The following is a 13,390-nucleotide window of genomic DNA, read 5'->3' on the forward strand; positions in this document are numbered from 1 at the left end:
CGCCTTAGCTTTGCTGGCCGGCAACTGCCGACGCGGAGTTGGCCTGGGCAGGCGTATCGGTGGCGGCGGGGTGGGTGGCCACGGTCTGGCCCGGCTGCGCCTTGCTGCCGCCTTCTACCACCAACTGGTCGCCGGCTTTCAGGCCCGCGCTGATCACCCATTGGTCTTTGATGGCGTCGCCGGTTTGCACCACGCGGTCGATCACCTTGTGATCCGCGCCCACCAGTTTGACGGTGGCCTCGCCCTTGGTATTGCGGCTGACCGCGCCTTGCGGCACCAGCATGGCGGCGTTATTAACCGCCACCGGCAACACCGCATGCACATACATGCCGGGCAACAACAGCTTGTCCGGGTTGGGCACCAGCGCGCGCAGCGTGACGTTGCCGGTGCTGGTATCAACCGCCGTGCCGACAAATTCCAGCGTGCCTTTTTGCGTGTACAAGCTGCCGTCTTCCAGCTGGATTTGCACCGGCACCTTGCCGTGCAGTGACGCCAACGCGCCGCTGGCCAATTGCTTGCGCAAGGCCAGGAGCTCGCTGCTGGATTGCGTGACGTCCACATAAATCGGATCAAGCTGCTGGATGGTGGTGAGCGCCGTGGTCTGGCTGGCCGTCACCAGTGCGCCGGGCGTGTAGGTGGAGGCGCTGATGCGGCCGGAAATTGGCGCGGTGATGCGTGTGTAATCGAGGTTGATCCGGGCCGTCTGCAATGCAGCTTGCGCGGCCACCACGGCAGCCTGGTTCTGCCGCAGCGTGGCGTTGGCATCATCCAGATCCTGCTGGCTGACGGCGTCCAGTCTGGCCAGATTGGCGTAGCGTTCGGCTTTGGGCTTGGCCGATAACACGGCCGCCTGGGCTTGTTGCAGCGTGCCGTTGGCGTTGTCATAGGCCGCTTGCGCGGTGGCCGGGTCGATCTGATACAACACCTGCCCCGCCTTCACGTCCTGGCCTTCGGTAAATAAACGCTTCTGGATGATGCCGCTGACTTGCGGGCGCACATCGGAGGTCATATAGGCCACGGTGCGGCCGGGTAGTGACTGGTTCATGGCCAGTTGCTGCGCTTGCACGGTCACCACGCCCACATTGGCCTGCATGGGGGGCGGCCCGGGTTGATCATTGCAGGCCGCCAGCGTTAACAACGCCGGGATGGCCAGGAGTCGCAGAGGCGCGAGTGGGGCTGAGAAAAGCATGAGCGAGATCCGCCGGTTGTATAAGAATCAGCGTCTACGCTAAGCACATAATGTGGAGTGAATATGGAGTTTGGCCCGCAAGCCGCCTGGCGCATGGACTTGCAGCCGAATGCGCGGTATTCATTAAAAACACGTCACGACTCACCCCCGGCCCGCCATGAAACTCGGTATTACCGCCAAATTGTTTATCGCCATCCTGGCGTCTTGCGCCGTGGTACTGCTGGTTAACGGCGTGGCCGCGCGCATCAGTTTTCAGCGCGGCTTTCTGGGCTATCTGAACGAGCAGGGTGTGGAGCGCATGCAGGAAGTGATGCCGCATATCCAGGCCGCGTATCGGCAGCATGGCAGTTGGCAATTTCTGCACGGCGATATGGAAGCCTGGTTTCATTTGATGCGGCCCGACCCCGACCCGGGCCGCGCGCTAACCGGGCCGCCGGTATCGGACCAGACTGGCGCGGTGCCGCGCTTTGGCTTGCTGGATACGCAGTACCAACAGGTGGTGGGCAACCCCACCGTCGGGCGCGAATCCATCCTGCGGCCGGTGGTGGTGGAAGGACGCACCGTGGGCTGGCTGGCGATGGTGCCGTTTCAGAAAGCCATCGCCGCCGGGGATGTGCGCTTTTATGAAGCGCAAATGCAGATGTGGTGGCTGATCGGCGTGTTTTCGGTGCTGTTTGCCGCCGCTTTAGCGTATTTGCTGGCGCGTACGCTGCTCTTGCGTCTGCACGGATTGACCGGGGCCACGCACCGTCTGGCCAGTGGCAATTACGGCAGCCGCGTGCCCGAAAACAGTCGCGACGAACTGGGCGCTTTGGCGCGCGACTTTAACCAGCTGGCGCAAACGCTGGAGCATACCGAACGCGCACGGCGCAATTTTATGGCCGATATTTCGCACGAATTGCGCACGCCGCTGGCCGTCATGCGCGCCGAAGTCGAAGCCATCCAGGATGGCATCCGGCCCTTGTCGCAAGCCGCGCTGGAACCGATCGCGCAGCAGATCGGGCAACTGGGCAAGCTGGTCAACGATTTGCACGATTTATCGCTCACCGACGTGGGCGCGCTGACCTATCGCCGCGCGTCGCTGGATCTGGCGCTGCTGCTGCAAGCCTTGCTGGGCAGCATGCAGGCGCGTTTTGCCGCGGCCGGTTTGCAGCTGAACTGGACGCTGGATAACGCGCCAATCCGGGTGGATGGCGACGAACGCCGCTTGCAGCAGCTGTTTGCCAATCTGCTGGAAAACGCCGTGCGCTACACCGATGCGGGCGGCGAAGTGCGCGTGACGTGTGAACGCACGGCGGGGCAGATCAAAGTGCGGTTTGACGATAGCCCGCCCGGCGTCGACCCCGACAAATTGCCGCGCTTGTTTGAACGCTTTTATCGCACCGAAGGCTCGCGCAACCGCAATAGCGGGGGCAGCGGCCTGGGCCTGGCTATCTGCCGCAATATCGCCGAGGCGCACGACGGCCAGATCGAGGCGGCTGCGTCACCGTTGGGTGGCGTGCGCATTGTGGTGACCTTGCCGGAGGCTTTATGACCGATCAGCCCAACGCACACGTCCTGATTGTTGAAGACGAGCCCAGCTTGTCCGCCATCGTGCGCGATTATCTGCACGCCAGCGGCTATCGCTGCACGCAAGTGCTGGATGGGGCCGCGGCGCTGCCCGCGTTTCGCACGCACGCGCCCGATCTGGTGATCCTGGATTTGATGCTGCCCAACGTGGATGGCATCAGCATCTGCCGGGATATCCGTGCGTTTTCCGACGCGCCGATTATCATGCTGACCGCGCGCGTGGAAGAGGTGGACCGCTTGCTGGGGCTGGAGGTGGGTGCGGACGATTACATCTGCAAACCGTTCAGCCCGCGCGAAGTGGTGGCGCGCGTCAAAGCCGTCTTGCGGCGGCATCAGCGCGCGCCCGGTGACAGCGTGGCCAGCGGCCTCTTCATCGACGACGCGGCCGCGCGCGCCAGCCTGTTTGGCCGCGATCTGGCGCTGACGCAAGTCGAATACCGGCTGCTGAAAACGCTGGCGGCCGAGCCGGGGCGTATTTTTTCGCGCGACCAGTTGATGGACCATTTGTATCTGGATCGCCGCATCGTGACCGATCGCACCGTCGATAGTCACGTCAAAAACCTGCGGCGCAAGCTGGGGGAAGTGGGCGAGGAATGGATCAAATCTGTGTATGGGGCAGGGTATCGATTTGAGAACTGAAGATGATCTGACCAACCCGGCGGAGCAAGACCCGTCACTGTGCCTGGCAGTGGATGCAAGTCAGGACAACCCGGTGTACGTGCTGCAACACCCGCTGGCGGCGCAACTGGCGGCGGCCGCGTTGGAATGGCCGTGGTCGGGCGGCGATCGCAGCGGGATGACGGCCGCTGCGCTGACGCGCTTGCAGCAACGGCGGGCGGCCTGTGAGTGTGCGGGCGCGTACTGGCTGCTCATCGGGCATCGCGCGTGGCAACCGGATAACCGGATCTTCCGGCATCGCTTCAAGGATGTCGCAGCCGGTCTGGCCGAGCGCGGGGTGGTGGTGGCGAGCAGCGTAGCGACGGCGAGCGCGGTATTTGCCTGCGCGAATGGCGTAAAAGCGGCGGCGCTGCTACGGCTGGACAATCTCGATGCCGCCACGGCGATGACGGTTGCGTCCTTGCTGCGCGGCGACTGGGCCTGCGAATTGATCGTCGGCCCCGAAACCGCCGCGCGCGCTTTGTTTGACGTATTCGCATCGCCCGACTGGCACCAGCAAGGCCGCGCACCCGCCGCTGCGCTGATCGAGTTATTGGTACGGCATCCCATGCTGGCGTTGTTGCCGCTGGGGTGGTTCGACGACGCCGAGGTCGGCTGCGCATCGCTAGGACAGCGGGCGCTGCTGGGGCGGGTGTTTCCACAATTACTTGCGTCGGCTTGACCTGCACGCCCGCTTAACGCGAGCCGGGCTTGGTAGAGAACGCCGAATCCTGATCAACATAAGGGTTGGCTTTTGCGCGCTTGGGCTTGGCATCCGACAGTTTGTGTTCGGCCAGTATTTGTTGTCTGGTCGCCCGGCCCATGCGCTTGCCGCCGGCGATGGCCGCTTTGCCCTCCGCCCACGCGACAAGCATGCGCTTGCCGGTTTCACGGAAGGTATCGGGATAGCGCGCAATCATCGCCTCCAACTGGGGCACGGTCGCGTCGATGGCGTTTTGCACGCGCGCGATAGCAGCGGCCAGATCGGTGGGCGCCAGAGCCAGTCGCTGCGCCAACCGTTCCATGCCCTTGCCAGGCCACCAGGTTTTGCGACCTTCCAACGTGAGCGCTGGCGCATCGGTCGTAATATGCGCTGTCGTGGTGACGATGTCATACGCGGGCGCCAGCCTCGCATCTTCCTGGCAGGTATAGACCAGCGCAAAGTTCTTCAGATGCGCATCGCCATTCTGAAGCGCGTAATTGACCAGGCACAGCGTCAACAAACGAAGCGAGCTGGCGTACAGGTGGGCTTCGCCGACGTATTCCTTGTGCAGATTGGCGATGTGTTCGAGCGAGGAATCGTATTTTTCCAACGGACTGAAACCTGCCAACGCGCAGAAGTCTTCAAAGCCCAGGCGCAAGCCGTTGGCGGCCTTATCAAAGCGCGCGACGGCAAGCACCTGGCCGTCCTCCGACAAGCTGGCCGCCGGCACATCCAGCCCTGCGGCGCGCGCTACCTGCAGGCACAGATATTCGTTGATGGCCAGACCGCTATAGTCGTGTGAACCCGTCTTGAGGATGAAGTCATCAAACGGCATCGCCGCTTTATCGCCTTCGCCCAGCGCTTTGGGCATGACGCCGGAAATACCTTTTAGCGGGTGAGTGGCAATTTGCGCCAGCAGTGCATTTTGCGAATCGGGGCTGGCCAACAGGCGCGCCAGATCAATTGGCAGATGCGGGGCGTGTGGGTCCAGCTCGGCGGGCACCACGCGATTGCGCCCGATCTGTGCGTTGCCGGTGATCTCGAGCAAACCCCAATCAGTGAGCCGGGCCAGGCCGCCCAAGCGTTGCTGCAGCACCGTCTTTTGATAACCTTCGGGCAAATTCATCTGGAAAATCGGGGCCAGATCCCGTGGGCTGACGTAGGGGGTCGGGCGTACCGGCATCAGCAATGAAATCAGATTGGCCGGATGGGTGTCGCGCAGATAGCTGAAGGCAAAACCCTGGGCTGAATCCGCCAGCCAGCCCACCAGGGTGTCATTGACATACACATCCAGTCTGTCGCTCATTCGGCCGCGTCCTTCTTGCTTTTACGTACGCGCTGGCGCGGGTTGGCGCTGCCGCGCTGATACAGCGTGCCGGGCTCTTGCAGCGTGCCGCCGTTGGCCATGCGCAGTCGTCGTTCTTCGTACGCGTCGTCCAACGTACGGCGCTGGCCGCGCGGCTTGACGGTCAATTCCATATTGGTGGCGCGAAACAGCTGGCCGAGTTTGCTGGCGCCGATTTCGCCCAGGCTGCCGCGTTCCAGCGCCGAGATGGTCGACAGGCTGACGCCGGTACGGGCAGCCAGTTCGGCTTGTGTGATTTCCGTTGCGATGCGCGCGGCTTTCAGCGCCGCACCCAGTTCGAAGATGTCCATAAAAATTGAAATACCACGGGTTATGGGGCTAATGCACTATAACACGCAGTAAATTACCAGTTACGGGTATTTGCTCTGCAGCGCTCAATAAAACCGCCATTCCTGCTCGCCCAATGCACCGCGCTCCACCAGATAGCCTTCGATATGGTCGTAAAACACCAGGATGCCCACCACGCGTTCGCTGGCTGATTTGGGCAGATGGCCTTTTACCGGTGCGCGTGCGCTGTGTTTAACACCATCGGGCGTTTGCCAGCTGATGCTGAATTCGTCCGGAATCCGCATCGGTGCAAAGTGGTTTTCAAAGTTGTTGATATCGCGCGCACTGGCGATATAACCCGCGGGCACATCGGGGCCGTAGCTCCAGTGGATGTCGCTGGCTTCTTTCAGGCTTTTATCCAGCCGGATTTCGAGCTTGTGATAGACCTTGGGGTCGGCGTTGCCGGAATCGGCACAACCGGCCAGCGCAAGGGCGGCCAACAGGGTGAGGCTGGTGACGAAAGTGCGGCGTGAGTACATGGCAAATCTTCGGTCGTCGGGGAAACGTGATTTGACCTGTTTTAACGTCGAGATGCCACAAACCCTGCAAATGCGTGGTGCGTATTAAAGGTTTCTAGCAGAAAGCTTTAATGAGCCACCTCGTTATCAACGTTTTCTGGTCCGCCCATTCTCCACGTTACAGCGCCTTGGCATGCCTGGCGGCCCGATTTGCCGCCTGAGCGGCATTGGGATTACAGAATCTGCAAGCTAGTATCCAGCCACGGGATACAAAAGACGCCCCGCAGCCCCCTAGAGCCGCAAAGGCCGATTCGGCGCGCCATCGCCCGTGGGCTTAACCCAACCTGAGGATGTGGACAGATGCAACACAGCAAACTATGGATGGTCAGCGCTGCGCTGGCCGTAACCGCCGCGTATGCCAGCGCGGCCACTTATCCGGCATGGCAAGAAGGCACCACGTATGCCGTGGGCACCATCGTCAGCTACAACGGCCATGATTATCAGGCGCTGATTGCGCATACGGCTTATGTGGGTGCGGGCTGGAATCCGGCAGTGACGGCGGGCTCGCTCTGGAAAGATCTGGGCGTGGATACCGGTAGCGCCACGCCGACGCCAGCCCCCACGCCAGCGCCGACCCCCAAGCCGACGCCTGCGCCCACCCCCGCGCCGACCCCGGCGCCGACGCCCAAGCCGACGCCCGCGCCCACGCCAGCACCCACGCCCAGCGCGTCGTGCAACTACGTGGTGTGGACTGCGGGCGTTAACTATCCGCTGGGCACCATCGTCAAATACACGCCCAACGGCCTCTACTATCTGGAAAAAGCCGTCGGCACCAATGGCAGCGACGCCACCAATCCCACCATCAGCACCTATTACTGGGCGCAAACCACTTGTGGCAGCGCGACGCCCACCCCGACGCCTTCCGGCGGCTTGCCCGCGCATGTGGTGGGCGGCTACTGGCCGCGTTGGCTAAGCGATCAGGTGCGCGTTGCCAACGTGAACACCAACTACAACGTGATCTATCTGTTTGCCGCCACGCCGGTGGGGGGCCAGCCCGGCAGTACGGGCGCAGTGGAATGGATTGCGCCTGAGAACGCCACCGCCGCCGCCAATCTGGTGGCCGATATCGCCACGGTGCGCGCACAAGGGCGCAAGGTGATCCTCAGCATTGGCGGGGCTAACGAGAACGTCACCTTTGAAACCCGCGCGCGCTCGCAGGCGTTTGTAAACAGCATCATCAGCATCTACAGCCAGTTGGGCGGTTTTGACGGGATTGATTGGGACAATTACGAGGCGTCCGACAACCCCAATACCAGCGAAATGGTGTGGATCGGCCAGCAACTGAAGGCGCGTTGGCCGGGCTTTATCATCACGTCCGCACCCGCGCCGTGGAGTGCGGTGGACCAGACCTTCTGCCAGCAACTGCTGCAGGGCAACGCGCTGGATTATTGCGCGCCGCAGTACTACGACGGCCCCAACCTGGCGGACCCGAGCTATGTCCAGAGCAATATCGCAACCTGGATGACGTTGCTGGGCCCCAGCCATGTGGTGGTTGGCTTTGGTGTTAACCCGGGCGTGACCAACTATATGAGCATCGGCCAGGCCACCAGCACGTGGAATGCCATCAAGGCGGCGTATCCGGCCACCCTGGGTGTGTTCGATTGGCAGATTGATACCGATTACGCGCAAGGCTGGCCGTTTGCCAATCAGATGAAGCCGTTGGTTAATCCGTAATCGACCCGGCGTTCAGATCGGTCGCTGTAATGCAAAACACCCGGCTTTGGCCGGGTGATTTATTTGCGCCTATAACTATCGAAATCCCACTATTTAAGCGCGGTTACTCGCATAAATAGCAGGAAAAAGCGTTTTAAGCGGTCTGCAGCGTGCGCCGTTCCAGTCCAAACGACCACAGCACCACAACGATCCCCAGCACTGCCAGGATCGCGCCCACCCAGCCCGTCGAGGTCCAGCCCAGACCCGCCGCAATCGCCATGCCGCCCAGCCACGCGCCCAGCGCATTGGCGATATTGAATGCGCTGTGGTTCAGCGCCGCCGCCAGCGATTGCGCGTCGCCTGCCACATCCATCAGCCGGGACTGGAACGCCGGGTTACATGCCGACGCCACGCCGATGCCAAACAGCACTGGCAGCACCGCCCACAAATGCGGCGCAGCCACCACGAATACCAGCAGCATCACCACCGTAAAGCCGTACCAGCCCAGCATCGTGCGTTCCAGCCAGCGGTCGGCAAACCAGCCGCAAGCGATGTTGCCGACGATCATGCCGACGCCCAATAAACCCAGCGCAAACGGCACGTGTTGCGCGCTCATGCCGGTGACCTGGGTCAGTGTGGAGGCCACATAGCTGTACACCGAAAAGATGCCACCAAAGCCGATGGCGCAGGCCAGCAGCGTCAACAACACTTGCGGACGTTTGAACGCGCCCAGTTCGGTTAGCGGACTGGCTTTGCGCGCCATCGGCAACGGCGGCACGGTGTACGCGATCATGCCTGCGGTGAACAAGGCAATCAGCGCCACGCCGGCAAAGCACGCCTGCCAACCCAGCGCCTGGCCCAACCAGGTGGCAGCGGGCACGCCGATGACGTTAGCGACGCTCAAGCCCAGCATCACTTTGCCGATGGCCGCGCCGCGTTTATGCGGCGGCACCAGCGCGGCGGCGGCCAGGGCGGCCAGGCCAAAGTACGCGCCATGCGGCAAGCCAGCCACAAAGCGGCTGACCAGCATCAGGCCATAGTGGTGCAACAACGCGGTGGCGCCGTTGCCCACGGCGTAGAGCAACATCAGCACGATCAGCAAAGCGCGGCGCGGCATGCGCGCCAGCAGGATGGTGATCAGCGGCGCGCCCACCACCACGCCCAACGCATAGGCGCTGATCATGTGGCCGGCTTCGGGGATGGTTACGTGCAGGTCGCTGGCGACTTCGGGGAGGATGCCCATGGCGGCAAATTCGGCTGTGCCAATGGCAAAGCCGCCCACCGCCAGTGCCAGCTCGGCAAGCGCCAGACCATGCGGTGGCTGGACCAGAGCGGTCGTGGTGTGGGCGGGGTGGGCGGCAAGCTCATGATCAAGGGGGTCAATCTTCGATTCCATCAAATGTCTCGTGGATTTGCTGACGGGAAACGGCGTTGCGCAAGTGTTATGGCGCTCGGGTGAAACCGGGCGCAAGCCTTGGCTAACGCGTCATCAGCGGCGGGGTCAGTGGATAGGCCGACGGTATCATGCGAAACCGCATTTTGCGCAGCGCAGCACGCGTTTTTTTGCCACGGGGACGATTGGTTCAGGGCGGGGGATCACCCAGTCTGGCGCGCTGGGATTGCAACAGTGCGATGGCGGCGTGGGCGGCGGGCGTATCGATGCGCCCCAGGGTTTCGAGCAAGGGCGCAATCCAGCGCACGGTGCGCGGCTTGATGCACAGGTCGATCAATTGCGCGACGGCGCTGGTATGGGCCAGTTGTTCGGGCCGCAGAAATTGCAGATCAGCCCATTGCGGCAACCATGCCGAGGCGTTGCCGCCATGCATGCGATGGCGCAGCAGCGGCGGATCGATAAACGCGCGTTGTTGCAGCGCCGTGCCCAGAAAGGCAAACCAGAAATCATGCGGCATTTGTGCCGCCGGGTCGGGCCAGCCATGTTGCGCGATGAATTCGGCGCGCACCGCCAGCGCGCAGCCTTTCAGGCACACCGCGCGGTCCAGCCCAAGTTGGTTGAGATAAGCAAAATAGGATGGAATGGCGGCGGGGCGCTCGGCGCTAAACCAGCTCAGATCATGCGTAAACACCTGCGCGGACGACGTCGCCGCCTGTGCCTCGATCTGCGCAATCTTGTGCGGCAACCACACATCATCCTGATCGCAAAACAAGATCAGATCACCGCGCGCCTGGCCCGCCGCAGCGGCAAAGTTATGTGCGTAGCCCACACGTTGCGCCTGGCGAAAGTAATGCACGGTAAACGGCAGCGCCACGCTTTTGGCGATGTCGAGACTGCCGTCGCTGGACGCGTCATCCGCAATGATCAATTCATCGGGCAGCCGCGTTTGTTGCGCCAGACTAACCAGTTGCTGGGGCAGGAAGGCGGTGCCTTGATAAGTGGCCATCACTACGGAAATGCGCGTCATGCTGCGCCGCCAGCCGCTATGCTGTTGCCATTAGCCCGCCCAATCCGCCGTGTGTGATAAGCCCGATGACTGTGCCGCAACCCCCTTTGCCCGATCAGCGCGCCGGTGGCGTGTTTTTTTCGCATATCGATACCCCGCGCGTGCGCGGGCATTTTGCGCGGCTGGCCGCCGAGAGCGCGCCGTGGGTGCAATGGCGGCTGGTGTTTAACCGCAGCCGCTTTGTCGATCTGGACAGCGATCTGGCCATCGCCGACCCGGCCACGGTATTGCCACAGCGCCATGCGCAAATGCTGCGCAACGACGGCGTGCAGCGCGGTTTGCTGGATGCCGCCATGCTGCCTTGTTTGCTGGCGCTGCCGCAGCCGCAGGTGTGGTTTATGGAATACGACGTCGATTTCGCCGGCAACTGGGCCGATCTGTTCAGCCAGTACCATGCCGAGCCGGCTGATTTGCTGAGCTCGTCCTTGCGCCCGCGGGATCGTGATATCGAGTGGTTTCATTGGCAGCAAGTCAGCGCGCCCGCAGCGGTGGACCCGCATTTGTTTTGCCGCGGTTTTCATCCACTGATTCGCGTTTCCAGAACCCTGGCGCTGGCCTACCAGCACGCTGTGGCCGACCCGGCCTGGGCGGGGCATTACGAATTCATCCTGCCCACCGTGGCCGCCGTGTGCGGCTTGCGTACGCTGGATCTGGCGCGGCGGCCCGGACAGCGGCTGGCGCGCAATTATCTGAATACGCCCAGCGCGCCCTTTCTCGCGCCCGGCACTTATGTGTGGCGGCCAGCGCGGCCCGCGTATTTTCATGAAGACCCGGCCAGTTTTGAATTGCCCAATCTGCTGTATCACCCGATCAAAACCGACAACGAAGCGTGGGGACGGCGCGACGACGCCTGACGCGAATGAAGCGGTCATTCACGCCGCCTCGGCGCACGCCGTGTTGAGCACCGCCAACATCTGTTGCAGCGCAAATTCATCGCGCCATTCGGCGTAACGCGCGGCCACTTGTTGCGCAGCGGCGCGATATTGCGGCGACATCAGCAGCGTAAACAGCACGTGTTCAAAGCTGCTTTCGATGTGAGTGGGAAACACGCCCAGCCCCGCGCCAGCGACGGCCACACGTTCGGTCACCAGCAGTTGTTCCATATGCTGCGGCAACATCAGCAGCGGCACGCCGGCGCGCAAGGCATTCAGCGCGGTGCCGTGGCCGCCGTGGCTGATGATCAGATCGCAGCGCGGCAACAAGGGCTCCAGCTGCACCGGCTGCGTGTAGATGCGCAATTCCGGAAACTGCGCCGCCTGCGCCAACGCAATACCGGGGACGACGGCGATGACCTCGGCTTCGCTATTGACCAGGCCTTCCAGCACCGTGCCCAGCCAGTCCCCGTTCTGCAAATAAACCAGGATGTGGGTTTTGTCGGTATGCCATTGCACCGCCTGGCCTGCGGGCGGCTGCGGCATGCCACCGAGAAACAGCGCGCCAGCGGGGCGCACCGTGGCGTAATGGTCGAGTTCGGGTAGCGATAACAAGCGGGTATGGTCGGCTTGCAAGGCGGTGGACAAGGGCATTTCGCAGACGCTGGCCACAGCGTGCTCCACCGCCGCCTGAGTGTGTTGCCGCGCCTCGATATCGCTGTCCCAGGCGCGGTAGCACGGTGCGGGCATCAGGCTGGGCGGGATGGCAAAGCCGGTGCCGATCTGCACGCTGCGTATGCCCGCCACGCGGCTGGCCATCAAGGCCGTCGGCGCATGGTCGATGACCACCACGTCGGGCTTGACCAGCTGATATAACTGCCGCCAGCCGCGCACCATGCCGCCGAGCAAATCCACATCGGTGGCGCCGTTCAGCGCCAGCACGTCAGCATAGGTGGACGGGTCGCGCCCCAGCGCGGGCACGTCATACGGATTGGGGCAGGCCATAAACGGCACGCTACGCGGCGTTAGATAACGTTGCGCGCTGCGCATGGCGCGCAGGGCAAAGCTGATGTCATGGCCTTGCGCGCGCGCCGCCAAGGCAATCGGCAACAAGCGCCACAGATGGCCGTGGTTGTCGCCCAGTTCCCACGCAAACAGGATGCGGCTCATGGTGTTTGCCGAGCTGTGAGGTTGTAGACCAGGCTGCGCTGCAGGCTGAAGCCCCCAAAGGCGGGAAATTCGGGTTGTTCGCCCAGCTTGATCGACAGCGGCGCGTTAGCCGCCAGCGCTTGCTGCGCCAGGCCAAATATCGTGCGCAGTTCGTCGGCGCTGAGCATGCGTTTATGCAGATCGATCAGATCCAGCTTGATGGTCCGGTACAGCAGAAACAATCGTCGATGTTGTTCCAGATCCTTGTCTTGGTAGAAGCGCAGGCGCGCTTCGGTATCGTGGCGTATCGGCGCCAGCCACGCGCCGTTAAACGCGCGCCGCGGCACGCCGATACGCAACAGGCGCGCGTACAGATCGGTGTCTTCGCCGCCATAACCGCGGATCAATTCGTCGTAGCCGCCGGCGCGTTGCACGTCTTGCACGCGACACAGCACGGTACCGCCGGTATCAAAATCAAAGGGATCGGGCCGGTAAAAGCCGGCCGGGTTGGGCTGTTCGGCAAACCAGCCCGCCAGATCGCCGGTGACACGGATATCGGCATCGATAAAGCACACCCAATCGGTGCGGATATGGGGCAGCGCGGCATTGCGTGCGCGCGCCAGACAAAAGCTGGCGTCGTCGTTAACGCGCACCACCGCTACCTGCGGATGGTGCGCCGCCACCCAGTCGCCCGCGCCATCGGGGCAGCCGTAATCCACCACGATGACGGCGCAGTCGCGTTGCGCCAGCCACGTCGGCAGCGTGAGTTGCAAATGGCTGAGACGGCCTTTGCACGTGGTTACAAAAGTCAGCAAAGCGGGGCCCGCCACAGGATTTTGCGATGCTCCCAGCATAGTGGAGGGTGCCTGGTTTGCCGCGTCAGCCACGGCAGGGTAAGCGCGTCGGCATTGACCTACAGCCGTGTCAG

General features: G+C 62.7%; 13 protein-coding genes. 5 read left to right on the forward strand and 8 right to left on the reverse strand.

Translation table 11 applies throughout. The features are described from left to right. Positions 1-4: 4 nt before the first annotated feature. The gene (locus WG78_RS02425) at positions 5-1,189 is read right to left on the reverse strand and encodes an efflux RND transporter periplasmic adaptor subunit (protein ID WP_083458727.1); all 1,185 of its coding nucleotides are present in this window, start codon (positions 1,187-1,189) and stop codon (positions 5-7) included. 157 nt (positions 1,190-1,346) lie between these two features. On the opposite strand from WG78_RS02425, the gene baeS reads away from it, so the two are divergent. From baeS to WG78_RS02440, 3 genes are read left to right on the forward strand one after another with little or no spacing between them, the layout of a single operon-like run. After that, positions 1,347-2,723: a sensor histidine kinase efflux regulator BaeS gene (gene baeS / locus WG78_RS02430; RefSeq protein WP_053936210.1), complete on the forward strand. Its 1,377-nt coding sequence runs from the start codon at positions 1,347-1,349 to the stop codon at positions 2,721-2,723. Then, positions 2,720-3,397, forward strand: coding sequence for a response regulator (locus WG78_RS02435; protein WP_053936211.1), 678 nt, complete (start codon positions 2,720-2,722; stop codon positions 3,395-3,397). The genes baeS and WG78_RS02435 overlap by 4 nt, the downstream gene beginning before the upstream one ends. Further along, positions 3,387-4,097, forward strand: coding sequence for a hypothetical protein (locus WG78_RS02440; RefSeq protein WP_152969035.1), 711 nt, complete (start codon positions 3,387-3,389; stop codon positions 4,095-4,097). Before WG78_RS02435 ends, WG78_RS02440 begins: the two co-directional genes overlap by 11 nt. A 13-nt stretch (positions 4,098-4,110) precedes the next feature. Here WG78_RS02440 and WG78_RS02445 read toward each other — a convergent pair whose 3' ends face one another. From WG78_RS02445 to WG78_RS02455, 3 genes are all read right to left on the reverse strand, one after another. Next, positions 4,111-5,424, reverse strand: a complete 1,314-nt coding sequence (locus WG78_RS02445; protein WP_053936213.1) for a type II toxin-antitoxin system HipA family toxin — start codon at positions 5,422-5,424, stop codon at positions 4,111-4,113. Continuing rightward, entirely contained in the window at positions 5,421-5,774 is a 354-nt protein-coding gene (locus WG78_RS02450; protein ID WP_053936214.1) for a helix-turn-helix transcriptional regulator, read from the reverse strand. Before WG78_RS02450 ends, WG78_RS02445 begins: the two co-directional genes overlap by 4 nt. Before the next feature lie 84 nt (positions 5,775-5,858). Further along, complete coding sequence (locus tag WG78_RS02455; protein WP_053936215.1) at positions 5,859-6,290, reverse strand: hypothetical protein; 432 nt, start codon at positions 6,288-6,290, stop codon at positions 5,859-5,861. A 339-nt stretch (positions 6,291-6,629) separates the two neighbouring features. On the opposite strand from WG78_RS02455, the gene WG78_RS22290 reads away from it, so the two are divergent. Beyond that, on the forward strand, positions 6,630-8,003 hold the full coding sequence (locus WG78_RS22290; protein ID WP_053936216.1) for a carbohydrate-binding protein: 1,374 nt from the start codon (positions 6,630-6,632) through the stop codon (positions 8,001-8,003). 133 nt (positions 8,004-8,136) lie between these two features. Here WG78_RS22290 and WG78_RS02465 read toward each other — a convergent pair whose 3' ends face one another. Together WG78_RS02465 and WG78_RS02470 are read right to left on the reverse strand one after the other, a co-directional pair. Further along, positions 8,137-9,378, reverse strand: a complete 1,242-nt coding sequence (locus WG78_RS02465; RefSeq protein WP_053936217.1) for an MFS transporter — start codon at positions 9,376-9,378, stop codon at positions 8,137-8,139. Between the two features lie 187 nt (positions 9,379-9,565). Then, on the reverse strand, positions 9,566-10,402 hold the full coding sequence (locus tag WG78_RS02470; RefSeq protein ID WP_083458728.1) for a glycosyltransferase: 837 nt from the start codon (positions 10,400-10,402) through the stop codon (positions 9,566-9,568). 65 nt (positions 10,403-10,467) lie between these two features. Here WG78_RS02470 and WG78_RS02475 point away from each other — a divergent pair, with 65 nt between their 5' ends. Further along, the gene (locus tag WG78_RS02475; RefSeq protein WP_053936219.1) at positions 10,468-11,295 is read left to right on the forward strand and encodes a hypothetical protein; all 828 of its coding nucleotides are present in this window, start codon (positions 10,468-10,470) and stop codon (positions 11,293-11,295) included. An 18-nt stretch (positions 11,296-11,313) separates the two neighbouring features. On the opposite strand, the gene WG78_RS02480 is transcribed toward WG78_RS02475, so the two are convergent. Both WG78_RS02480 and WG78_RS02485 read right to left on the reverse strand, forming a co-directional pair. After that, complete coding sequence (locus WG78_RS02480) at positions 11,314-12,483, reverse strand: glycosyltransferase (protein ID WP_053936220.1); 1,170 nt, start codon at positions 12,481-12,483, stop codon at positions 11,314-11,316. After that, a complete protein-coding gene (locus tag WG78_RS02485; protein ID WP_161805058.1) occupies positions 12,480-13,277 on the reverse strand; it encodes a glycosyltransferase family 2 protein in 798 nt (265 codons plus the stop codon). Before WG78_RS02485 ends, WG78_RS02480 begins: the two co-directional genes overlap by 4 nt. Between the last annotated feature and the right edge of the window lie 113 nt (positions 13,278-13,390).

This window comes from Amantichitinum ursilacus (genome assembly GCF_001294205.1).
Classification (GTDB): domain Bacteria; phylum Pseudomonadota; class Gammaproteobacteria; order Burkholderiales; family Chitinibacteraceae; genus Amantichitinum; species Amantichitinum ursilacus.

Excerpts from the sequence above, each read along its gene's own strand:
- WG78_RS02425 (WP_083458727.1), bottom strand. The coding sequence starts at position 1,189 with ATGCTTTTCTCAGCCCCACTCGCGCCTCTGCGACTCCTGGCCATCCCG.
- baeS (WP_053936210.1), top strand. The coding sequence starts at position 1,347 with ATGAAACTCGGTATTACCGCCAAATTGTTTATCGCCATCCTGGCGTCT.
- WG78_RS02435 (WP_053936211.1), top strand. The coding sequence starts at position 2,720 with ATGACCGATCAGCCCAACGCACACGTCCTGATTGTTGAAGACGAGCCC.
- WG78_RS02445 (WP_053936213.1), bottom strand. The coding sequence starts at position 5,424 with ATGAGCGACAGACTGGATGTGTATGTCAATGACACCCTGGTGGGCTGG.
- WG78_RS02450 (WP_053936214.1), bottom strand. The coding sequence starts at position 5,774 with ATGGACATCTTCGAACTGGGTGCGGCGCTGAAAGCCGCGCGCATCGCA.
- WG78_RS02455 (WP_053936215.1), bottom strand. The coding sequence starts at position 6,290 with ATGTACTCACGCCGCACTTTCGTCACCAGCCTCACCCTGTTGGCCGCC.
- WG78_RS22290 (WP_053936216.1), top strand. The coding sequence starts at position 6,630 with ATGCAACACAGCAAACTATGGATGGTCAGCGCTGCGCTGGCCGTAACC.
- WG78_RS02465 (WP_053936217.1), bottom strand. The coding sequence starts at position 9,378 with ATGGAATCGAAGATTGACCCCCTTGATCATGAGCTTGCCGCCCACCCC.
- WG78_RS02470 (WP_083458728.1), bottom strand. The coding sequence starts at position 10,402 with ATGACGCGCATTTCCGTAGTGATGGCCACTTATCAAGGCACCGCCTTC.
- WG78_RS02475 (WP_053936219.1), top strand. The coding sequence starts at position 10,468 with ATGACTGTGCCGCAACCCCCTTTGCCCGATCAGCGCGCCGGTGGCGTG.
- WG78_RS02480 (WP_053936220.1), bottom strand. The coding sequence starts at position 12,483 with ATGAGCCGCATCCTGTTTGCGTGGGAACTGGGCGACAACCACGGCCAT.